19 protein-coding genes are annotated in these 21,144 nt (G+C 48.4%); 12 read left to right on the forward strand and 7 right to left on the reverse strand.

Features of this window, described 5'->3' with window-relative positions; genetic code table 11:
- Position 1: 1 nt before the first annotated feature.
- From IEX60_RS01485 to IEX60_RS01495, 3 genes are all read right to left on the reverse strand, one after another.
- Entirely contained in the window at positions 2 to 892 is an 891-nt protein-coding gene (locus IEX60_RS01485) for a phosphoribosyltransferase-like protein (RefSeq protein ID WP_188746669.1), read from the reverse strand.
- An 87-nt stretch (positions 893 to 979) separates the two neighbouring features.
- A complete protein-coding gene (locus IEX60_RS01490; RefSeq protein ID WP_188746671.1) occupies positions 980 to 1,297 on the reverse strand; it encodes a hypothetical protein in 318 nt (105 codons plus the stop codon).
- A gap of 309 nt (positions 1,298 to 1,606) precedes the next feature.
- Positions 1,607 to 1,879 (reverse strand): helix-turn-helix domain-containing protein, encoded by a 273-nt coding sequence (locus IEX60_RS01495; protein WP_188746673.1) that lies wholly within the window; start codon positions 1,877 to 1,879, stop codon positions 1,607 to 1,609.
- 608 nt (positions 1,880 to 2,487) lie between these two features.
- Between IEX60_RS01495 and IEX60_RS01500 the strand changes: the two genes are divergently transcribed.
- Genes IEX60_RS01500 through IEX60_RS01510 form a run of 3 tightly spaced genes read left to right on the forward strand, consistent with a single transcriptional unit; the run spans position 2,488 to position 8,696 of the window.
- Positions 2,488 to 4,098, forward strand: coding sequence for a carboxypeptidase-like regulatory domain-containing protein (locus IEX60_RS01500; protein ID WP_188746675.1), 1,611 nt, complete (start codon positions 2,488 to 2,490; stop codon positions 4,096 to 4,098).
- Between the two features lie 22 nt (positions 4,099 to 4,120).
- Positions 4,121 to 7,306 carry a SusC/RagA family TonB-linked outer membrane protein gene (locus IEX60_RS01505; RefSeq protein ID WP_188746677.1) on the forward strand — a complete coding sequence of 1,062 codons (3,186 nt, stop codon included), beginning with the start codon at positions 4,121 to 4,123 and terminating at the stop codon, positions 7,304 to 7,306.
- Positions 7,307 to 7,316: 10 nt separating this feature from the next.
- The gene (locus tag IEX60_RS01510) at positions 7,317 to 8,696 is read left to right on the forward strand and encodes a RagB/SusD family nutrient uptake outer membrane protein (RefSeq protein WP_188746679.1); all 1,380 of its coding nucleotides are present in this window, start codon (positions 7,317 to 7,319) and stop codon (positions 8,694 to 8,696) included.
- A 50-nt stretch (positions 8,697 to 8,746) separates the two neighbouring features.
- On the opposite strand, the gene IEX60_RS01515 is transcribed toward IEX60_RS01510, so the two are convergent.
- Both IEX60_RS01515 and IEX60_RS01520 read right to left on the reverse strand, forming a co-directional pair.
- Positions 8,747 to 9,148: a hypothetical protein gene (locus IEX60_RS01515; RefSeq protein WP_188746682.1), complete on the reverse strand. Its 402-nt coding sequence runs from the start codon at positions 9,146 to 9,148 to the stop codon at positions 8,747 to 8,749.
- Positions 9,149 to 9,235: 87 nt separating this feature from the next.
- The gene (locus IEX60_RS01520) at positions 9,236 to 9,820 is read right to left on the reverse strand and encodes a MauE/DoxX family redox-associated membrane protein (protein WP_188746683.1); all 585 of its coding nucleotides are present in this window, start codon (positions 9,818 to 9,820) and stop codon (positions 9,236 to 9,238) included.
- 98 nt (positions 9,821 to 9,918) lie between these two features.
- Between IEX60_RS01520 and vapB the strand changes: the two genes are divergently transcribed.
- Positions 9,919 to 10,122 (forward strand): type II toxin-antitoxin system VapB family antitoxin, encoded by a 204-nt coding sequence (gene vapB / locus IEX60_RS01525; protein WP_188746685.1) that lies wholly within the window; start codon positions 9,919 to 9,921, stop codon positions 10,120 to 10,122.
- Positions 10,123 to 10,146: 24 nt separating this feature from the next.
- Here the strand turns inward: vapB and IEX60_RS01530 are convergent, their stop codons facing one another.
- Positions 10,147 to 10,752 carry a Crp/Fnr family transcriptional regulator gene (locus tag IEX60_RS01530; protein WP_188746687.1) on the reverse strand — a complete coding sequence of 202 codons (606 nt, stop codon included), beginning with the start codon at positions 10,750 to 10,752 and terminating at the stop codon, positions 10,147 to 10,149.
- A gap of 51 nt (positions 10,753 to 10,803) precedes the next feature.
- Positions 10,804 to 11,211 carry a hypothetical protein gene (locus IEX60_RS01535; protein WP_188746689.1) on the reverse strand — a complete coding sequence of 136 codons (408 nt, stop codon included), beginning with the start codon at positions 11,209 to 11,211 and terminating at the stop codon, positions 10,804 to 10,806.
- A 343-nt stretch (positions 11,212 to 11,554) separates the two neighbouring features.
- Here IEX60_RS01535 and IEX60_RS01540 point away from each other — a divergent pair, with 343 nt between their 5' ends.
- From IEX60_RS01540 to IEX60_RS01575, 8 genes are all read left to right on the forward strand, one after another.
- Positions 11,555 to 12,385: a LytTR family transcriptional regulator DNA-binding domain-containing protein gene (locus IEX60_RS01540; RefSeq protein WP_188746691.1), complete on the forward strand. Its 831-nt coding sequence runs from the start codon at positions 11,555 to 11,557 to the stop codon at positions 12,383 to 12,385.
- Positions 12,386 to 12,529: 144 nt separating this feature from the next.
- Positions 12,530 to 13,066, forward strand: a complete 537-nt coding sequence (locus tag IEX60_RS01545) for a YceI family protein (RefSeq protein ID WP_188746693.1) — start codon at positions 12,530 to 12,532, stop codon at positions 13,064 to 13,066.
- Between the two features lie 107 nt (positions 13,067 to 13,173).
- Positions 13,174 to 13,974, forward strand: coding sequence for an IclR family transcriptional regulator (locus IEX60_RS01550; RefSeq protein WP_188746695.1), 801 nt, complete (start codon positions 13,174 to 13,176; stop codon positions 13,972 to 13,974).
- Between the two features lie 149 nt (positions 13,975 to 14,123).
- Entirely contained in the window at positions 14,124 to 17,240 is a 3,117-nt protein-coding gene (locus IEX60_RS01555) for a SusC/RagA family TonB-linked outer membrane protein (protein ID WP_188746696.1), read from the forward strand.
- 22 nt (positions 17,241 to 17,262) lie between these two features.
- A complete protein-coding gene (locus IEX60_RS01560; RefSeq protein ID WP_188746698.1) occupies positions 17,263 to 18,726 on the forward strand; it encodes a RagB/SusD family nutrient uptake outer membrane protein in 1,464 nt (487 codons plus the stop codon).
- Between the two features lie 13 nt (positions 18,727 to 18,739).
- Positions 18,740 to 19,609, forward strand: a complete 870-nt coding sequence (locus tag IEX60_RS01565; RefSeq protein ID WP_188746700.1) for a sugar phosphate isomerase/epimerase family protein — start codon at positions 18,740 to 18,742, stop codon at positions 19,607 to 19,609.
- The gene (locus IEX60_RS01570) at positions 19,609 to 20,370 is read left to right on the forward strand and encodes an SDR family oxidoreductase (RefSeq protein WP_188746702.1); all 762 of its coding nucleotides are present in this window, start codon (positions 19,609 to 19,611) and stop codon (positions 20,368 to 20,370) included. The genes IEX60_RS01565 and IEX60_RS01570 overlap by 1 nt, the downstream gene beginning before the upstream one ends.
- 41 nt (positions 20,371 to 20,411) lie before the next feature.
- Positions 20,412 to 21,140, forward strand: a complete 729-nt coding sequence (locus IEX60_RS01575) for an SDR family oxidoreductase (RefSeq protein WP_188746704.1) — start codon at positions 20,412 to 20,414, stop codon at positions 21,138 to 21,140.
- Positions 21,141 to 21,144: the final 4 nt, after the last annotated feature.

Genomic DNA, 21,144 nt, shown 5'->3' on the forward strand with positions numbered 1-21,144 from the left:
TTTAATGATGAAATAATGAGATCCAATTGTCCGACTGATAATGAAGTATCTGAAGGGAATTATCTGGAGCAGCATGTTCAAATGATAATGTTATTTCTAAGTTGCCGTAACCGAAAGGAGTAACTGGATCAAATGGAATTGCTCTATCTGTCATCAAGTCTTTATAAAACCTCCTTGCTTCATCCTGTTCTCCCCCGAAATAGTTGTTAAAAAAAGAATGAGCTTCGGTTACTAGCAGTTCGGCGTACGTTATATGCATGTTTTTGGCGGAATGTTTAACCTGACTGATCCCTATTTCATGAGCAATTAGTGGTGCGTATATAAAACAACCCTGTTCGATTTCTTTATATATATTGGCATATACCAAGGTTTCATCAAATTGCACACCAGTTCCCAAAAAATCATCTATAAAGATAAATGCTTTAACCCCGTTTTCAACACTTCTTTTTATATCACTTGGATAAATCATCCACTTTTCTTGTATTCCAAAATGCCGTTTAAAAAATCGCAAAATCTCGAAAGAACTTTTTGTTACTGGGTCGTCCGTCGTAATTACCGGGATGAATCGAACTAGGGGATCAGTTATCTTGCTTTGCATGTTTAAAGGAAATGTTGCCATTTCCTTGAGCCCTATTTGCCTAAAAGTGTTGTTTAGTGCTTTGTTTAAGATAGTATTGATCAGAGAAAAAGTTTGTTGGTTAGACCGGTAAATCAAAGAATCGAGTACGCATGCTGAAAAATATTTTTCCTCATCTGTTTTAAAATTTTTCCGCCATACATTCAGTTGATTTATGTCAATTCCACTCCATATTCCTGACTCAATTAATGCTTGACTTCGATCTCTGATTTCATTGTAATAAATATTCCACTCAGGAGGCAAAATAATTGGCATTTTGAATTAATTTTAAGTTTTGTTTTTTATTTATTATTGATTTGCACCTGTCTGAAGCTTACTCAAGGCCTTTGGAATAATCCTAAGTTACCTTATATCCATTTCTATATACCGCTGGATAATTGCAGCAAACCCCTTTTCAAGCCAAAAGTCTGACGAGACCATGCCGCTTGACATACCCCCTTTATTGTACCTTTCTACGAAAATATTGTTGCCGCGTTTAGGTGGTTCGCCTGTCAATTCTTTAAAGAATTTGTGTAATAACTGCTCTAATTCTGATGCTGATACGGGAACATTCGTCTTTTGAAATTTCGATTTAAGATCTTCCCATAAGAATGGATCGCCGCGTAAGCCCCAGCTTGATGGAGTATCGCTGAAGTACTTTGAAGCGTTGTTCTGTTTCATGATGTGGAACTGGTTATGTTGGTCAATTATTTATGACCAAGATACGAAGACAAATCAAATTAATCAAATAGTCAACATGGCCTTTTGTCAACAAATTGCTTGCAGGGTTAAATTTCGATCACTATATTGGGCGTAGGTTTAGGTTGATAGCCCCTAACCCCATTGGGGCGGTCCCTGTTTCGACAAGAAGCAGGGATTTTTTATACATTGTTCCATAGGGCAGGCATCTAAGAATTTCCGGTTTATTTTATGGCTTGATAAATCAGAATAAAGAAATACCCCAGTTTCGCGATGCGGGGCCGCCCAAGATTATTTCTTCTCCCGTTCTTCGGTTTTAATTTGGGCTGGTGATTTTCCTTCTTTTGGCTGCGTTTCAATGAGCAGAAGCTGTCTGTTCACATTTAGTACTTCCGCTATTTTTGGTAACCTGGAAGCTTCCGGGTAGCCTTTATGATTTATCCATTCTGATACAGTTCCACTGTTTACACCCACTAACTCGGCAAAAACTTCTTTTTTCACACCTTGTTCTGCTAAGATTGCGCCGATTCGATATATGGGTTCTTTCTTTTCTTTTTTTGCCATTTTTCCTTCAAAATGACGTTAAAGCTATGTTTCTTTAGCAAGATATGCAAATTGCAAATGTCTGTGTATGAATGGATTATTATTTTTTAATCATAATATTTTATGAATAAAACATAATTATTTATGATTTATTCATAAATAATGTATATTTGAATTTAGATATTTAACGATTAGACAAGGTAATAAAAAGAGTCTTGCGGCTACAGATTCTGACGCCGTAACGCAAGGCAGCAATTTTTATACCCATGTCTATACTTGGATATGTATCTTTGCATAACAAGATAGATGTGGGGTTGCTGTAAATCCGCGTTACGTAAGGCGTCAGAAACTTTAATGTAGCCGTGGTGTGCAGCCCCATATTTATTAGGTTGCTCACTATGATAGAGACTCGTTACTAACCATAACGAGTTGTGAAATTAAAAATAAGAACCATCACATCTAAGCTCATCCAACCTATCCAAGATAGGAGGGATGATGGTCGCGTAGTATCCAAAACGTGGATAGTTTCCACGAGTAATCTCTTTCAAAGCGTCGCGAAAAGCCCCGTCTGATTATTGTAAGAAGCTGCATTTGTTAATTCAATTCTTACATCTAAATCAAAAATATAAATGAAGCAAAATTTACGCTTAACGACCATGCTTTGGCCTTTACTGAGGTCATTTACCCCTCGCTTATTGCGATCGACGGAGCCTAAGTCAACTAGCCAACATATATACGTCGGTTCCATCGGCAGGATTACCAGCCGCCTTATTTGGCGGAGTGCGGGACGGCTTCGGGACCGCTCCCAGACTGCTGCGGTCACACTGGCGGTATCGGGGCGTTCCGCTAGGAGTCACAGTGCTGTTTTTAGGCACCGAAACCCGAACGATAGTGCCGGAATATCGCACGAAGGCCCGACCATGATGCAGAGCGGTTTGGGCGCGGATATACCTAAGGGTAAATCCTCCATGGAGACATGCTTTCGCCCACCTTCCCTTACCCTTCTTTCGGGTCCTATCCCCATGTGTCCCGCATATACTTCGGTAAAAAAACCAAAAAGCGACACGTTAGCGAATAGCAAGCGGCTACATAGCGGGAGAAAGGCATATATGGAGGGACATGGAATGGGGTGGAACGGATGCTCGTCAACCACTTGGGGTTGGTTCAAATATGCCGGTGCAATTGTTCTACCCTTGCTCGGCCGCGCTTTGGCAATTTCTCGAAGCGTTGTCGAAGGTTTCTCGAAGCACAGTCGAACACTTGTCGAAGCGTTGTCGAAGGATTGTCGAACAAGTCTCGAACAACAGTCGAACGCCTGTCGAAGAAATTTTGAAGAATCATGTGTTTGGACCCATGCGATGGCTCCAGCCCGTTATGGGCTGGGCCTCGCTTTGGGATTGATGGCAACACTGTTTCTAACGATCATGTGTTTGGAAGCCCGTGCGCAGGCACCTGGCGTTCTGTCGGGGCCTGCTGTCACGGCGCTAAACCAAACCCTTATCGAAGGAACGGTACGCTCGGCATCCACCAACATGCCTATCGAAGGTGCCAAAGTTCGTCTCTCGCACTCTGATACGATTGTGTTTACAGATGCAGACGGCACTTTCTCTATCGCTACCGCGAGAAAAGAAGGTGAGGTAGAAGCAAGCTTTGCCGGATACATGCCGGTACGCAAACCTTTTGACGAGACCGGTATCGGCGCATCGGCATCCACTTTCCGTTTACCCACAGATGTTACAACCGTTGACAAACTATTACTTGGCGATACCATTCCGGTTAGTCTGTGGGATCTACCGCTTACGGTAGTAAACCATCCGAAGGGCAGACATACCGTGACCCTGCGGGAATACCAAGATAGGAAGCTGATTGTACTGGATTTTTGGGCACGCTGGTGCTCGCCCTGTGTCAAGTCGGTAGACCACTGGGGCCAAGCGCAAACGGAGTTTCCCGATGAACTGGCTGTCATCACGGTGCATGTCGACTTTCCCGATCGGGCGTTGCCATTCATGCAAAACCGTGGATGGCAGGTACCTGCTGTGATAGGGGTTCCCGGAGACTATCTGAACGCCTACTTCCACCATGCACGGCAGGTGGGCAGTGTTATCTGGATATATCAGGGCAGATTCTATGCCGCACCCAAAGATAAGAAGTATCCGATTGCGGAGCTGAGGAAGTTGCTGAATGGGGATCCGATAAGCGATATCCCCTCGACTGCGACATACCTGCACACAACCAAATGAAACCATAAACTAACAGAATAAAATGAAACATTTTTTAATCATGGCTGCCTTTGCTTTCTTCGGCTGGCAGGCGAATGCCCAAACTGTTGTTGGAGGCACTATCCGGGATGCGGCAGATGGACATCCACTGACCGGAGTGACCCTCAAATTGAAGCGTGCACACCTAACCCTGAAAAGCGATTCCAATGGCCATTTCAGGATGTCCCTGCAAAGACCGGATACACTCATGGTCAGCTATGTAGGATATACTTCACAATCCGTTGCTGTCGGACCGGATCAGAAAGACCTAACCATTATGCTTGACCGCAGTGACAACGTACTGGAAACTGTGGAAATCAGTACGGGCTATTACCGGCTTCCGAAAGAACGGGCTACAGGAAGTTTCGTTCACATCGACAACCAATTGCTGAATAGAAGCATGGGGGGCAATGTGCTTCAACGGCTGGAAGGCATAGCGCCCGGTGTCCAATTCGTCAATTCAGGTGGAACTACGGCCGCTGATATACGCGTACGTGGCCTGAGTACGATTGAATCGGATGAAACACCATTGATCATATTGGATAACTTTCCCTACGAAGGCTCGCTGGATAACATCGATCCCGATGATATCGAGAGCATCACAGTCTTGAAAGACGCTGCGGCCGCCAGTATCTGGGGTGCACGGGCAGGCAACGGTGTTATGGTGATCACCAGTAAAAAGGCAGCTCAAGATGGGAGGGTTCATATCTCCCTCAACGCAAACACCAATATCACCGAAAAGCCCGATCTGCTTTACTCTAAAAGCTGGCTCCCCTCGGCTACCGTGATGGAAATCGAGAAAAAGCGCTATGAGCTCGGCCACTACACGTTTAACGAGCGGACGCCTGTACCGCTATATGTCGAGTGGCTGCGGGCTTTTGACGAAGGATTGATCAGCGCACCGCAATTGGAGGAACAGGAAAGGGTAATGCGAAACACCGATGCACGCCGGCAGGCAATGGATTACCTGTACCGCGGTGGCGGATTCAGGCAGTATACACTGAATGTATCAGGCGGAGCCGAGCGGTATGGATATGAAATATCAGGCGCTTACTACAATAACTTGGATAACTTGGTCGGTAACAACAGCAAACGCTACAATCTGGGTGTCCGCAATCGCTTCAAACCCTATGATGGTATGGAAATCAGTGTAGGCATTGCCTACGTGGGCCACCAATCGGTAAATAACGGAGTGGATTATTCCAGCCTGTCTGTGCCTAATGTCGGCATATCGCCTTACATGCGGTTGATGGATGAAAACGGTAATCCACTGCCCGTGGTGAAAGGTATCCGGTTCGGCTATGCCGAACAGGCGGAGGCCAATGGCCTGTTGGATTGGCTATACCGGCCTGTTGAAGAAAGAAATTTGATAGATAATACGGCTCGCAGCAATGAATTGCGCCTGAATAGTGAATGGACGGCCAAGCTTTGGAAGGGCTTCTCTGCGAGTGCCATTTACCAGTATGTACGGGGCAATGAGCAATCGCAGTTTCACTACCACAAAGACAGCTATTTTGTACGTGACCTTGTAAATGCCTTCACCCAGCCCAATGGCAATAGCATAGTTCCGAACAATGGTATTTTGCTGACGGGCAACCCTGCAGAGCGCTTTTCGCATTTCGGCCGTACCCAGGTCGATTACCAAGCCACCTACCACGTTCAGCATAGTATCTCTGCATTGGTGGGGGCGGAAATCCGCCATAGCCAGCAGGAAGTGCTGCCTGGGACGATACTGTATAATTACGACGACAACTACCTGACGGGGAGTGCTCAATTCAACTATAACGAGCTCTATCCTACCTTGCCCGCAGGATCGCCCAACCGCCGGTTACAGGGGCCATCGTCGGTTCGTCGGTTTTTGGTAAACCGTGATTTGTCGTACTATGCCAATGCAAGCTATGTCTACGCAAACCGTTACATGCTGAGCGGCAGTTTGCGGTGGGACGGGTCAAATCTCTTTGGTGTAAAGGCCAACCAGAAAGGAGTGCCTTTATGGTCGGTAGGCGGTGGATGGGAGCTAAGTCGCGAGGGGTTCTATCCGTGGGCCGTATGGCTGCCCTATGTACGGCTTAGGGCTACCTATGGCATCAGCGGAAATGTAAACAAGCGTGTTACCCATTTCCCGACAGTCCGCTACGGTACAACTCCGGTAGGGTTGACGGCTGCCATGATAACAAGTGTCGGCAACCCATCCTTACAATGGGAACGGGTTTCTACGGCAAACTTCGCGCTCGAATGGCGGTCAGCAAATAACCGGCTCACCGGCTCGGTAGAGAAGTTTACCAAACAGGGCAGCGATCTGATCGGGGATGAATTTATGGATCCCACAACGGGCATAACCGGGAGTTATAAGATCAATTATGCCAGCATACGTACTTCGGGGTGGGACATACAGCTCAACAGTCGTAACACCACAGGCAGAGTGGGATGGAACACGACCTTGCTGATGAGTTGGGTAGACAACGAGGTGACCCACTACAATGGCAATGAAACATTAGCCACGTATAGGTATCTCGCCTCCTCCAAGCCGCCGGTAGTCCACACCTCGCGGGATCTGGTTTACGCGCTGCCGTGGTATGGCCTTTCTCCGGAAAATGGGTATCCCATCGCCTACCTGGATGGCCAGCCTACCGACGACTATCGGACGTATTACAACCAACTGATATTGGATGACCTGGTTTCTGCCGGTGTCACAGTGCCGCCTTTCTATGGCTCGTTGCGGAATGACCTGAGCTACGCAAACCTCAATATTGGCGTATTGCTCACGTGGAAATCGGGCTATGTATTCCGTAGAAGTTCGTTTTATCCCGGAGGGGAGTTTACTGGAAATTTCCATGAGGATTATTTCAGGAGATGGGCGAAGCCCGGGGATGAGCTGCACACCGATGTGCCGGCCTATTTGCCGCTTGAGGCAATTGGTTCTGGCAATTATATGGCCACGGTTTACAGCGAGTCGGAAGCGTTAATCACGAAGGGAGATCACATCCGCATACAGGATGTCAACCTAAGTTACACGCTGCCGAAGCGGATTACGGAAAACCTTAACATGCAGTCCATTCGCATTTCGGCGTATGCGCGGAATCTGGGTATATTATGGAAAGCCAATAAGCAGGGGATCGATCCCGATTATGTAAATGCGCTGTACGGGGCACCCCGATCATATTCATTGGGGCTGAACGTAACTTTTTAATTTATTAGCTATGAGAACAATCATCATTGGAGCAATGGGAATGCTCGCTTTATTGTCGCAATCCTGCGGCCACGAATTTCTCGAAGTAAAATCGGATATCAGTATCGGATCTCCGTCTACGATAGCAGACTATCAGGCGCTGTTGGACAATGGCAATTCGGTCATGAACAACAATGCATCGTTCGTACTGGGTATGATAGGTGGGGAGGAGTTCTACATAGACGATTCGCGCTGGCTTAACTATCCATCCATAAGCCAGAAAAATGCATATGTATGGGCAGAGAATGTATACGAGCGCGAGTCCGTTGGGGATTGGAACAGTGGGTATCAGCGGATACTGTATGCAAATATGGCATTGGAAGGCCTGAAAAATATTGAACCGTCCGCAGTAGAGCGGGACGCATGGAACATGGCACAGGGTTCGGCATTATTTTTCCGTGCGTGGAATTACTTCCAACTGGCACAGCTTTTTTGTAAACCCTACGAAGCTGTGACCGCCGCGAACGAATTGGGGCTTCCGCTAAGACTGGAGCCGGATGTCACAATCAAAAGCAGGCGGGCCTCGCTTTCGGAAACGTATGGCCGGATGTTGGCAGATTTGGAGGAGGCGCAGCTATTGCTTCCGGATAAACCTTCTGTTAAGATGCGTCCATCAAAAGTGGCGTGTTATGCATTGCTGGCCCGGATTTATTTACAGATGGAAAATTATGAGCTTGCTGAGCAATATGCCGAAAAGACGCTTCGTATACAGGATGACTTGATTGATTACAATGCATTGCCGATAGAAGCCAGTTATCCGTTCCCTACAGGCTATGGGGCCGAAAATGAAGAGGTGATTTTTTTCTGTTACATTCCTTCTTATCCCATGTTTTCAACGGCACAGATGCATGTAGAAGAAGGGTTACTGAACCTATATCATGACAATGACCTCCGGTTGTCCGTGTTCTATGCAACCGGCAGTGGGGGTAATGTCTTTTTCAGAGGCTCCTATTACGGCTCGATAGCGCCTTTCGTAGGGCTTTCTACCTCTGAGGTGCTATTGATACGCGCGGAATGTTACGCCCGGCGTGGAGCGTTGGAACTGGCATTAGCAGATATGAACAGATTGGGTATTCATCGTTTTGAGCATGGATATTTCGGCTCTTTTGAGGGGCTTAATTCTGAACAGGTATTACAGTTGGTGTTGGAAGAACGAAGGCGTGAATTGGCATTTCGGGGGATACGATGGGAAGACAGGAGACGCCTGAATAAGGATAGCCGGTTTGCCACGACGATAAGCCGAACGATAGGCGGCAGGTTGTATGAATTGACTCCGGGAAGCAATCGCTACGTATGGCCGTTGCCCGATGAGGTGATCGAATTGACCGGTATGCAGCAGAACCCGCGATAAGGATTATAAAAGAAGGGAGAATCACCTGATCTCCCTTCTTTTGTCCGGAGTTAGTTTTCCGGCACTTGCCGTGCATACCCATCGGCAGACCCGGCGCTAAGCGGATCGATCTCCGCGCCTAACCCGTCCGCTTGATCAACCGTTTTATTGATAGGGTCTTCGTTGGGAGGAAACAGAGACATATCAAGATAGACTGCGCAAGGAGGTGTAAGCGTTTGAGTTATACTGCATTCCTCCGATTCAAGTTCCTCACCAATGAAGGAAACGATTTCCTGATTTTGCGGGTTGTCTTCAGAACCTGAACCGGTATGCTGGATTTGATACCACCCACTTTCAGGCGCTGCAAACCGTTCAGCATATTTAAACGCCGAGAACCCGATAAATGTGGCCGCCAGGGCCAGGGTGAAGAATTGGTCCTTGACCACCTTCACCGATTTAGAAAAAAAGCTCATAATTAGAAAATTAAGGGCATACCCGTTTTGCCTGCGGCATGCGCACAGGGATCCATAATTGATGAAGGCCGCCTCGCTACAGGCTTCCTACATCTTCGGTTTACATTGTACGGCCCCGCGCCGGAATACAGCAAACCTGCGCGGAAAACGAAAACGTTGAATCAGCGCGCAATGTGTTCTTGGGGTACTCACTGCACGCTGTTTGAAAAACAGGCGTACAAACTTCCGGTACGGTGGGCGTCCCGCGCCGCGGGCGCGTGTAAACCAAATGCCGACAATAGAAAAAAGGAGAAAGACGGCATTGAACCATAAGTGTTCTTCCCAGCTTAAGCCGCTGATAACCGACCCGCAGCCGCAGGGGCGCTTTTCATACCAACCCAGTACGCCAAAAAGTATAAAGAGGGTGAGACCGAACATAAGTGCCGTGGAAAGCCACATTCCTTGGTAAATACGCCGCCGGTTATTCCGCCAGGCAATCAGCACAGCGGCAAGTAGTTCCAACAGGGGTAGCAGCCAGAACAGGATATCCGCCCACCAATCGGGGATCGGCTGCCGCAGCAGGACGCTGTGGAACCCTTTCAGATCCCACAGCTTATCCGCTGCTACCGGAACCCACAACCCAACCAAAGCTAACCGGACAATGAAAATGATATGTTTTCTGTTGAGTTTCATATTACAAAGATCGGTCAGATAGGAGGGGTGCACCTGCTTCTGGAGAAGCAAGTTTTATAGATATTTTTATTATCTTTGATTGTTGTTAGCTAAATATAATGGGACAGGTTCAACTTGTTGAGAAAATAAAAAAGATACCTCCAGCGTACCAGCAGGAGGTAGAAGATTTTATCGATTTTATATTGAGTAAAAAGCGATCAGTTGTTGCAAAGAAAGTTTCTCCTAGGAAAGTGGGACTTCTGAAAGGGAAGCTTAAAATGGCTGAGGACTTTGATGATCCGTTATGGCCAAATATCCGTTAAAAGTGATTTGGTAGAAAACTCAAGCTAGATATCCCGGTTCACCCGCGTAATCGTTATCCGCGAAATATTCAGATAATCCGCATGCTCCTGTTGCGACGTAACGAGCCGTAGCGGTTTCATGTAATCATCCCGCACAAACTCCGCGTAGCGCTCCCGTTCGTCTTTCATGAGCATCAACCGATTCTTGGCCCGGTATTGCTTCAACTTTTTCTGCTCCATCACATCCACCAGCGTATCGGCTTCGCGGCACGATTCTTTGTAAGCTCGCAATGCATCCGCCGGAATGCGGATAACCGTGCTGCGCCGAAGGGCCGCAACGAAGTAATATACCTGTTTGTTCGTATACAGATTACGGGTGGTGAGCACCGTATCACCCGGCAAGAGCAAACGGTCGATACGTCGGCGACCATCGAGGTCCCACCACAACGTGGCCAGTAGTCCGTCGCATACCAAATATAGGTAATCCCGGTGGCGGCCGTCTTCATCCGGCTCGAACAGTAGCGTACCCCGTTTCATTTCAATCACCTGGGCATAGGTGTGCAGCCATTCGCGGTGGGATGCGTCCACGGGGCAGTAGCGGGCCCAGTAGTTTAGCAGAAATAGCAAAGCTGAGTCTTTTTCCAGTTTCATTGCATCTGGCAAGAAAAGAGTGGAGCCAATGGCTGACTCCACTCCTGAACATTAATCTTCACCCGGAGGTATGGCAAACGTAATCTGCAAAGACTCTGTGATGGCATAGCCCGTTTGTGGTGCATAGGTGGCTGTGCTGGATTCTCCAGTGATCAGCAGCTTGCCCGGATGATCGATCGGAGGCAACTCCTTATCGGCAGCATAAGGCATCACGAGTTGGATGGGTAGCCTGAGTGATAGGAAATGCGAGATTTTCTCGGATAGGAAAGTGAAGTAGCCTTCGGGGATGTTTGCCAAGTAGGTCAGCTGGTGCGCCTTCATGTCGAAATGCTTTTCCAGCCAAGCGGTGAGATTCTTTTGCGCTTCTTGGCTTTCTTGCTGCAAATCGCTTTCGGGGAGGTCATACAACGATGCTAACACCTGCTGTGCCCCCAAGGAATCCAATACGGGTTTTTCCATGATTTTTGAATTTAAATTATTGATTATTAATTAGTTAAAAGTAATTTTTTGGATCACATCGGTAAAACTATGAAATGCAGTGATCCGAGACGAATCAGTTTTGACCAAACGGAAAAATCAGCCGCTGAAACGGAAGTGGAATAGACGCTTGAGGCAGGAATGATTTGGAGGCGTTAGTGAATAATCACTATATTCGTGTTATCACACACGAACCATGTACCTATTCGTTAAACCAAAAAATAAATACATGAAAATGAATATTTGCCGATCAATGGGCAGTATTTGCAGAACAATAAGACGTCAAGGCGACATTTGTTACTTGCCATTTCCTTGGCGTTTGGGAATGGCGGTGCCTGTAGCTGTACTGATGGTGTTGATAGGTAAGCGCTGGGAATGGATTGTAGCGCTGTTCAGGGATCATCTGGTACAGTTGTTGGTCTCTTTTTCGGGTAGCTATGTCATTGTCGTCGTTGTTTCGGGCTATGCCCATTGGGCCAACAGGTGGCTCGATACCCAATCGAGCTGGCAAGACCAATTCAAAAGCCGGTTGCTTGGCCAGTTAGCTATGCCACTGGTAGGTGGCTGGGTGTTAAGTATATTACTTGCCTTTGTATTGTTTGCCTGTTTTGGGGTCGATATCCACAGGTCAGGTTATCTGCGGTTCGAGGTGTGGATAGTATTGCTCCTGCTTTCCGTTATGAATGCAGGTTACGCTGTGTGGTATCTACATAAATATCAGCCGGATACCGAGTGGGAAACTGCTTATATTGAGGTAACAGAGGGGCATAAAGAAAAGCGAAAACTGCGCATTTCCGAATTGGACATCGGTTGCATACAGGCAGCCAACGGTTTCAGGTTGGTACGCACCATTGAGGGAGACACTTATTTCACTAATAAAAGCATTGTTGAACTCGAAAAAATCTTAAATCCAAAGTACTTTTATAAGCTGAAACGTAAATACCTGATAAACATTACAGTTATTAGGAGATTGACTAAGAATAAAACAACCAGGTTGGACAGAGACAGCGGAAGCGAAATGACCGTTTACAGTTCGGTCGTAACTTTTGGGAATGAGCAGATGGGGCTTTTCGAGGAAACATTGGTGAAAGGAACGGTGAAGCATTTTGAAACGTGGTGGAATGAGAACTCGGAAAAGAAAAAGAGGAGAAAATAATTTACCGCACGCCAGCGATATGCGATGTGTGCCTGCACCCAGCTTTTCACCCTTATCTTCCTGCACAAGCATGCCAATCGCATCGGCGGTGCAGTAATAATTTGCTGTTTAACTACATTTGTAATCACTAAAAACGTGAATACGATGAAAAAGAAAATTCTTTATTCCGGCATTGTCTGCGTATGGTTGCTTTCGGCATTTACCTCGGCTTATTTTATTGGATGGCAGGTAAAAGGAGACGACTACACGGTGAAGTTTAGTACTGAGGGGGCTTCGGGCACATTGAAAGGACTGAAAGGAACCATCGAGTTCGATTGTTTAGACCTAGCGAATTCGAAATTCGATGTCACTGTGGATGTGAATACAATAAGCACCGGCATAGGGCTCAAAAACAAGCATGCTAAGGCGGCGGACTTTCTGGATGCTGAGAAATATCCCACCATCCGCTTTACCTCAAATGCGGTTACACCTACAGAAAATGGTTTTGTAGCCAATGGAAACCTGACCATCAAGGACGTTACCCGGGAGATTTCTATCCCGTTCACATTTGACGGATCGGGCGATGAAGGAGTGTTCCGAGGCAATTTCGAATTGAACAGAACCGACTACCACCTCGAGAAAAAGCGGATAGGCGAAGTCATCGCCGTAGAGTTGGTCGTGCCTGTCAATAAACAGCAATAGCCGCCTTTCTCCACCCTTTCTTTGACCCTGGTTCTGCCGTGACGCAAAATATTTGATTTTTACATCGCAATGTCTTATCATTGGACGTTTTCAATCCAGTCGTGCATATGTCAGTCGAAGAAGAAGGAGATAATAACAACAGTTCGAAATACCACGTTCCCAATTTGGAGCGTGCACTTTACATGATTGAACTACTTTCCAGTTCGCCCTCCGGAATGGGAATCACCGAGATCAGCAACCAACTCGGTATTTCGAAAAACAGCACCTTCCGGATTGCTATGACACTGCTCCACTACGGATACCTGACGAGGGATGAAAACTCAAAAGCTTTTAACCTTTCCGGTAAACTCCTATCCGTAGGCTATGCGGCGGTCACCGAGCAAAATCTACTGGAGAAATCAATGGACGTATTGCGCGACCTGCGGAATACGACAAAAGAAACCGTGCTGATCGGGATTATTTTGGCAGACGAAGGGGTGGTACTTGAACAGGTACCGGGTCTACATTCCTTTAAATTCTGGATTGACGTGGGTACAAGATTTCCCCTCCACACCGCAGTGCCCAGCAAGGCGATCTTGGCGTATCTTCCGGAAAAGATACAGCAATCGATTTGTTCGCGCATTGAATTCAAAAAGTATACAAACAAGACCATTACCAAGCTGGATGACTTTTTGGATGAACTAAAAAAGGTAAAGGAAACGGGCTATGCCATTGATGGGGGTGAAGAGGTAGAAGGGATGCACTGCATCGGAGCACCGATTTTCAACGGCAATTCGTATCCCGTAGCGGCAATCTGGGTAACCGGCCCATCTGACCGGCTCCCGGTTACCCAATTCGAACCCATGGGGAAAGTAGTCAAAGAGCATGCCCTGCGGATTTCTCAACGGTTGGGCTACTTTTCTAAATAACAGTCACTTCACGATTCGTTTCTAAGTAAGACCCTTCGCCGGGGGCACTCAAACGTGCTGCCCGGTAGTCTTGTTTTTTTAAATTTTTTTGTTTGATATATAAAATTAGTTTCTACATTTGAAACTGTAAGCTAAATTATAAACGAATTATGGGACAAAAGAAATTCATGAAGGCAATGCTGATGATGGGGATACTGCCTTTAGCGGTATGCTTTAATCAGGTGTGCTATGCTGTCGAAAGGATGCAGCAAACAACGGTACAAGGTACCGTACGTGATGCACAGACTTCGAGCCTACTCACAGGTGTAAGCGTTAGTGTAAAAGGGACGGGCCATTCGGTAACGACCGATGCGGACGGTAAGTTTAGTATATCGGTTCCAGGCCGGGCTGCGGTGCTCGTATTTACCAATGTAGGTTACATCAGCAAGGAGGTTGCAGCGGAGGGCGGAAGACTCGACATATTGCTCGTTCCGTCAGAAACGGAATTGGATGAAGTAATTGTTGTGGGGTACGGTACCCAACGAAAAGCCGACCTTACGGGGGCGGTGTCCATTGTGGGTGCCAAAGAAATTACGCAACGGCCGGTCGATCGGGTAGAACAGGGGTTGCAGGGAAGGATACCGGGTGTGCAGGTAACGTCAACCACGGGGGCTCCGGCGGGTGGTATGCGTATCCGAATCCGTGGGAGTAATTCCATTCAATATGGGAATAGCCCGTTATATGTAATAGACGGCTTTCCAATGGGCGGATCAAGTGAGTTCATGAACCCGAATGATGTCGAATCCATCACGGTGCTCAAAGACGCTTCCGCAACGGCGATTTACGGGGCGCGGGGAGCAAACGGCGTTGTATTGATAACAACAAAAAAGGGCATACAGGGGGCCACGCAAATCACCTACGATGCGTATTACGGCAGCCAAAGCGTAACGAAAAAGCTTGACCTGCTAAGCGCGAAGGATTATGCAACATTGGCACGGACATTTTGGAGCCGGTTCCGGAACGGCAGTTTGATCAGCCGGGCCTATTCAGAAGAAGAAATTGCGAAGATGGGTGAGGGCACCGATTGGCAGGACGCGATTTTTCAGACTGCCCCGATGCACAGCCACAACTTGGCGGTACGGGGCGGAAATGAAAAAACACGGTTTGCGTTATCGGGAAACTACTTCGATCAGGATGGGATTATCATTTTCTCTAAATTCAAAAAGGCAAATGTCGCCTTGAACTTAGATCATTCCATCTCGGAAAAGTTGAAGATTGGTGCAAATGTGTCCTTTGGTTACAACAAAGATCGCCCCATCCAGCACAGTACCACGGGCCATGGCAATTCCGGTGTGGTATATGCGGCGTTGCAATCGGATCCGGTGCAACCGGTGAAGTACGAGGATGGTACGTACAGCTCGCAGGACCGATTGTGGACAACTACGGGCCTTTATGCCAATCCGGCCATCCAGAATCCGGTAGAAATGGCGGAAAAAGCGGAAGCGCTGAATACGCGGATGAGGTTGCTGGGCAATTTTTATGCGCAATATGAGCTGGTCGAGGGGCTTGTCGCCAAAACAACGTTTGGCACGTATCTCACCAATGGACGGAATAGAAGTTACCTGCCGTCGTACTTTGTCAATTCACGGACCACCGGGGGCAGCGGTAGCGTTTCCTCCTCCGAACTGTTTAACTGGGTAAACGAGAATACACTAACCTACAAAAAGTCAATTGACGACCGGCATAACCTGGAGGTATTGGGTGGGTTCACCATGCAACGTGAATCGGAGGAGTCGCTTTCGGCAACTTCGTATGATTATTTTACCGATGTTCTCGGCTTTTACAACCTCGGCCTTGGCGAGGATCCACAGTATCCGTCTACCGGATATTCAAGGTGGTCCATGGTTTCATTCCTCGGCCGGGTGAATTATGATTTCGATAGCCGCTATCTCTTCACAGTTTCGGCAAGGTACGATGGATCCAGCCGGTTCGGAAAGAATAACCGCTTCGGCTTCTTTCCTTCGGCAGCGGTTGCCTGGAATATCAAAAACGAGGAGTTTTTAAAACCCATTACATGGCTTAGCGAACTGAAATTACGTTCGAGTATCGGGGTCACCGGCAATCAATCGATTCCGTTGTATCGCAACTTGCAGACGTATGGACTGGGTAGTCCGTATTCGTTCGGCGGCCAATTCGTCACATCCATTGTGCCGGAAGCGCTTGTAAACGAAGACATGAAATGGGAAAGCACCCGGCAGATTGATGTGGGGCTTGACATCGGGTTTTGGAACAACCGCCTGAGCTTGGTAGCCGACTATTACCACAAAAAGACAAGCGATCTGCTTTTTAGCGTCGAAATACCCCGGCAGGGTGGATTTACTTCCATGTTGCAAAATATCGGAAGCGTACAGAATAAAGGCGTCGAGCTCGGTATAACGGGCGTAATCAGTGAAGGTGATTTCCGGTGGGATGCATCCGCTAACATTTCCTTCAACCGGAATAAAGTTTTGCAATTGGCAGATGCGGATCGCTTTTTCGGCTCTTCCATCAGCTCCTATCTGATTCAGCGCAATGGCGGGGCGGGAACCGTCGTCATGGTGGATCAACCCATTGGCATGTTTTGGGGAAATATCTTTGACGGGCTCTGGCAAACTCAGGCTGAATTTGATGCAGGTCATATGGCAGGAAATGGCAATTCAGGTCCCGGATTTGAGAACTTTCGGGATACCGATGGAAATGGTACGTTCGAAGAAGGGCTGGACGAGACCATTATCGGCAACCCGCATCCTGACTATGTGTTTGGATTCAATACCAATTTGGCGTATAAAGGGTTTGATCTCGGTATCTTCCTGAATGGGGTACAGGGCAACGATGTGCTCAACCTCAACTTGATTGACCTGACCACCCAGGTGAATGGTATGAACGGATTGGCGATTTACAAAGAAGCGTGGAATGGCCCGGGAACCAGCAACCGTATTGCGAAGATTGACCGCCCCGATGGAAGACAGGGTACGTTCCCGAACCGCGTGAGTACGAATTACCTGGAAGATGGGTCGTTTGTACGGTTAAGCAATGTGACCCTGGGTTATACCCTTCCGCTGGCGAACAGCAAGCTGCGCACGGCAAGGGTGTATGTAGCTGGCGAAAACCTATATACCTGGACAAACTACACCGGGTATGATCCGGAAGTCAATTCGCTCGGCGACAACAATACGGTATTTGGGGTAGATATGAATGCATACCCGCGGGCACGGATGTTCCGCGTGGGTATACAGGTTGGGTTTTAACTAATTTTAATCGATAAGAGCAATGAAAACTTCGATTTATAGCAGTTTGGTCATCATGGGGCTGCTAACCATGGGATGCGAAAAGTTTCTGGATGAACAGCCCCGGTCAGCCATTGGAAGCGATGGTTTTTTTCAAACACAAGCCGATGCACTTGCGGGTGTGAATGCCGTCTATTCGGCATTGAGCGGCTATTACAATGGAAATGCATGGTATTTTGGCGACGTATCCACGGAAGTGGCCAACAGGGGAGAGCTGACAGGCGGCCTCGATGTAATGGACTATACGGCCGCCGATCCGGTATTCCGTGATTTCTGGACAATCATGTACCGCGGAATCAACTACGCAAACAATGTCATCAAGTGGGTACCCTCGATGGAGATTAACGAACAACTCCGTGATCGATATGTAGGGGAAGCAAAGTTTCTGCGCGGATTGTTTTATTTCGAGCTGGTCCGCGGATTTGGCGGGGTACCGTTAATGACGGAGCCGACGGAAAACACCGCAAATAACAGCATTCCGCGTGCGGATTTGGCAAACGTTTATGCGCTGATCGTCAGTGATCTACAGGCAGCTGCTGCCGCATTGCCACCGTCTTACAGCGGTTCGGATCGGGGCCGCGCAACTAGCGGTGCGGCTCAGGGCCTGCTAGCGAAGGTTTACCTTACTCAGGGCAATTGGCAGCAGGCCCGCGAAGCGGCGAAGGCAGTTATGGAGAGTGAAACGTATAGTTTGTTTGCAAATTTTGCGGATGTGTTTAAGCTGGCCAACGAAAACGGAAAGGAACACCTGTTTTCCGTACAATACACTTCCGGAAATTCAAGGGGCGGTGGGAGTTCGCTGACGTCTTCGTTTGCATCCCGGAATCCGAACATCTTGCTGAATGGTGCCATCGCAGGTACCGCTGTTGCCACCGAACGGGCATTCTATGATGCTGTGCCGGATCATTACCGGAAACGGATTTCCATGGTGGCTGAATTCCCAAGCGCATACTATCCGGAAATTACGGTTTCGGGTATTGCACAGGCCGGGCCTGTACCGATGAAGTATTGGGATCCCACCTACGGCATTAACGTCGGTGGAGACGCCAATTGGATCGTCTTGAGATACGCCGATGTGCTGTTGATGTTTGCGGAGGCCGAAAACGAACTATCCGGCCCTACCGATGCGGCTTACGAGGCCATCAATGCCGTCCGTAAACGTGCGAGGGATGAAAACGCGAATGGGATGGACGAAGCGGAGGAATTGGCCGAACTGCCAAATCTCGAAGGACTGTCAAAAGAAGATTTCCGGGTGGCGGTGTGGGCCGAACGCCGGATGGAACTTTGCTTTGAAGGCCATCACCGGTGGGACTTGCTGCGTACCGGACGCTTCGTGGACGTCATGAAGGCAAGCGGCCGGAACGTGGAGGCGAAACATGAATTATTCCCCATTCCGCTGTTGGAGCGGCAGGCCAATCCGGCGTTGACCCAAAACGATAACTATTAAACGATAATCGAGGATGGGATTGACAACAGGTCAAAAAGTAATAGCGGTAGGTTGCGGCTGGTGGGGGTTTCGCGAACGTGCATTTGCGACCCACCTGGATAGTTGCGCAGCTACTGGATTCCGTACGTTGGAGATCGGCATCGGCGACGAGTTTGCGGCAACTTTCCCGATGAATACGGATCGGCAACAGGCTGCCGAAGCAATGTCCAAGGCTGCAAAGGCAGGCATCAAGCTTTCCTTTGCAACCGCCGAGAACGACTTTTCACTCGCCGACCCGCAAGCGCACCGGCGGATGTTGGAACATGTGCTTGCCGTTATCGACATCGCCCGCCTATTCGGTGTATCGCATCTCCGCCTGTTTGCGGGGTTTACACCGGCAAAGGAGGTGACTGCCCGGCGGTATGAACAGGTTGTCGATGCATTCAAGGTAGTGAATGAACGGTGCGTGGAATATGGGATTGCGATTAGTGTCGAAACGCATGGAAAAATCACTTGGAAAGGAGACGTGGCCCATCATGAAAATACCATCAGTACAGACCCACATTACCTTGAGCGGCTCGTGAGGGATCTTCCGCCCAATATCGGGTTTAACTACGATCCGGGAAATATAAAAGCCGTTTGGCCTGAAGAATCGGATTGCCTGGTGTCAATCATTAACGAACGTATCAACTACTGCCACCTGAAAGACTGGATTGCGCGTGACGGGGGGTGGGTTGCCGGCGCGATAGGCGATGGTACGCTTGACTACAGCTCGCTGCTGCCCAAGATTTCATTTGACGGGATTTACCTGATCGAATACGAACCCCTGGACGATGTTGAAGAGGGGATCAGGCGGAGTTTGACATATCTGGAACAACTTGGGTATCGAATTAATCTGAAATAATGCACCAAAAAAAAGAACAGGGGAACCGCATAGCATTGGTAACGGGTGCTTCGAAAGGGTTGGGTGCTGCCATTGCTGTACGGCTGGCTGAAACCGGGCTGGCGGTGGCGGTAAATTACCACCGTGACCGAAAAGGCGCCGAGGCTGTCGTTGAGCAGATCAGGGCGGCGGGAGGAAGAGCGGAGGCGTTTCAGGCGGATGTGACCGATGCGGACGGGGCGAACGCATTGATTGAGGCCGTCAACCTGCGTATGGGCGGCCCGACTGTTTTGGTAAACAATGCAACCGGCCCGCAACCGTTTATTCCAATCGAGCTTCAGAAATGGGACGATTACCAGGCCCAGCTTGATTTTTTCCTGAGAGCTCCGTTCCTGCTTTTGCGAGGGGTGTTGCGGCACATGAAAAGTGCAGGCTTCGGGCGGATCATCAACATCGGCAGCGAGGTGGTGGAATTGGGAAATGCTGAATTCAGCCACTACGTAGCCGCTAAGGCGGCGATGCTGGGCATCACCCGGTCCTGGGCAACCGAATTGGGGGTTCATGGGATTACCGTGAACCTGGTGGCCCCCGGCTGGATACCGGTTCAACGGCACGAAGGGACACCCCAATCGGAATTGGATGCGTATTGTGCCGGTTTACCACTGAATCGGATGGGTAAGCCGGAAGAGGTGGGGGATGCCGTAGCATTTTTGGCGAGCGACCGCAGTGGATTTATTACCGGACAACGGATTGCGGTAAACGGGGGCAAGACACTCAGTTAATGATTTTTTAAACGATAATTACATATTAGATAACAATTAGAATGAGCGAACTAACGAATAAGGTAGCATTGGTTACAGGGGCATCCTCGGGATTTGGTGTAGGTATAGCAAAAGCATTGGCTGCCAGTGGATGTAAGGTGTGGATAACGGCTAGAAATATTCAGAAGCTGGAACAAACAGCAACTGAAATCGGTGCTACTCCGTTGCAAGCGGATGCAACAAACCCGGCCGACTGGGATCGTGTAATCAATCACATCGTGGCGGATGCCGGGCAGTTGGATATCCTGGTGAATAATGCCGGGGGGGCAGTGAAAATAGCTCCGATTACCGAATTTGGCGATGAAGCAATTGCGGAGGTAATCAACGTAAACCTGATGTCGGCAATGATGGGCAGCAGGCGTGCAGCTGCGGTGATGAAAGAACAGCAATCGGGTACCATTATCAACATATCTTCCATCTGCGCGCAACAGGCGTGGACCGGCTGGGGGATCTACGCAGCGGCAAAAGCGGGGCTTGATCAGTTTACCCGCTCGTTATATGTGGAAATGCGGCCTTTTAATGTGCGTGCCACCGCACTGATTCCGTCATGGGGTGCCACAGATTTCAATCGGAATGCGCAATTGGAACATCCCCAGCCGGAAGTTGCGGCACGGATGATCAGTCCGGAGCAAATGGGAAAGTTGGTGGTACAAATCTGTTCGCTGGATGCAAACCTGGTCGTCCCCGAACTCACGGTCTTACCGCTTATCCAGGAAATCGAACCGTATTAAACAG

Source organism: Parapedobacter defluvii (genome assembly GCF_014642075.1).
Lineage (GTDB): Bacteria > Bacteroidota > Bacteroidia > Sphingobacteriales > Sphingobacteriaceae > Parapedobacter > Parapedobacter defluvii.

Excerpts from the sequence above, each read along its gene's own strand:
- IEX60_RS01510 (WP_188746679.1), top strand. The coding sequence starts at position 7,317 with ATGAGAACAATCATCATTGGAGCAATGGGAATGCTCGCTTTATTGTCG.
- IEX60_RS01505 (WP_188746677.1), top strand. The coding sequence starts at position 4,121 with ATGAAACATTTTTTAATCATGGCTGCCTTTGCTTTCTTCGGCTGGCAG.
- IEX60_RS01555 (WP_188746696.1), top strand. The coding sequence starts at position 14,124 with ATGGGACAAAAGAAATTCATGAAGGCAATGCTGATGATGGGGATACTG.
- IEX60_RS01535 (WP_188746689.1), bottom strand. The coding sequence starts at position 11,211 with ATGGAAAAACCCGTATTGGATTCCTTGGGGGCACAGCAGGTGTTAGCA.
- IEX60_RS01565 (WP_188746700.1), top strand. The coding sequence starts at position 18,740 with ATGGGATTGACAACAGGTCAAAAAGTAATAGCGGTAGGTTGCGGCTGG.
- IEX60_RS01570 (WP_188746702.1), top strand. The coding sequence starts at position 19,609 with ATGCACCAAAAAAAAGAACAGGGGAACCGCATAGCATTGGTAACGGGT.
- IEX60_RS01530 (WP_188746687.1), bottom strand. The coding sequence starts at position 10,752 with ATGAAACTGGAAAAAGACTCAGCTTTGCTATTTCTGCTAAACTACTGG.
- IEX60_RS01520 (WP_188746683.1), bottom strand. The coding sequence starts at position 9,820 with ATGAAACTCAACAGAAAACATATCATTTTCATTGTCCGGTTAGCTTTG.
- IEX60_RS01515 (WP_188746682.1), bottom strand. The coding sequence starts at position 9,148 with ATGAGCTTTTTTTCTAAATCGGTGAAGGTGGTCAAGGACCAATTCTTC.
- IEX60_RS01485 (WP_188746669.1), bottom strand. The coding sequence starts at position 892 with ATGCCAATTATTTTGCCTCCTGAGTGGAATATTTATTACAATGAAATC.
- IEX60_RS01490 (WP_188746671.1), bottom strand. The coding sequence starts at position 1,297 with ATGAAACAGAACAACGCTTCAAAGTACTTCAGCGATACTCCATCAAGC.
- IEX60_RS01560 (WP_188746698.1), top strand. The coding sequence starts at position 17,263 with ATGAAAACTTCGATTTATAGCAGTTTGGTCATCATGGGGCTGCTAACC.
- IEX60_RS01545 (WP_188746693.1), top strand. The coding sequence starts at position 12,530 with ATGAAAAAGAAAATTCTTTATTCCGGCATTGTCTGCGTATGGTTGCTT.
- IEX60_RS01500 (WP_188746675.1), top strand. The coding sequence starts at position 2,488 with ATGAAGCAAAATTTACGCTTAACGACCATGCTTTGGCCTTTACTGAGG.
- IEX60_RS01495 (WP_188746673.1), bottom strand. The coding sequence starts at position 1,879 with ATGGCAAAAAAAGAAAAGAAAGAACCCATATATCGAATCGGCGCAATC.
- IEX60_RS01540 (WP_188746691.1), top strand. The coding sequence starts at position 11,555 with ATGGCGGTGCCTGTAGCTGTACTGATGGTGTTGATAGGTAAGCGCTGG.
- IEX60_RS01575 (WP_188746704.1), top strand. The coding sequence starts at position 20,412 with ATGAGCGAACTAACGAATAAGGTAGCATTGGTTACAGGGGCATCCTCG.
- vapB (WP_188746685.1), top strand. The coding sequence starts at position 9,919 with ATGGGACAGGTTCAACTTGTTGAGAAAATAAAAAAGATACCTCCAGCG.
- IEX60_RS01550 (WP_188746695.1), top strand. The coding sequence starts at position 13,174 with ATGTCAGTCGAAGAAGAAGGAGATAATAACAACAGTTCGAAATACCAC.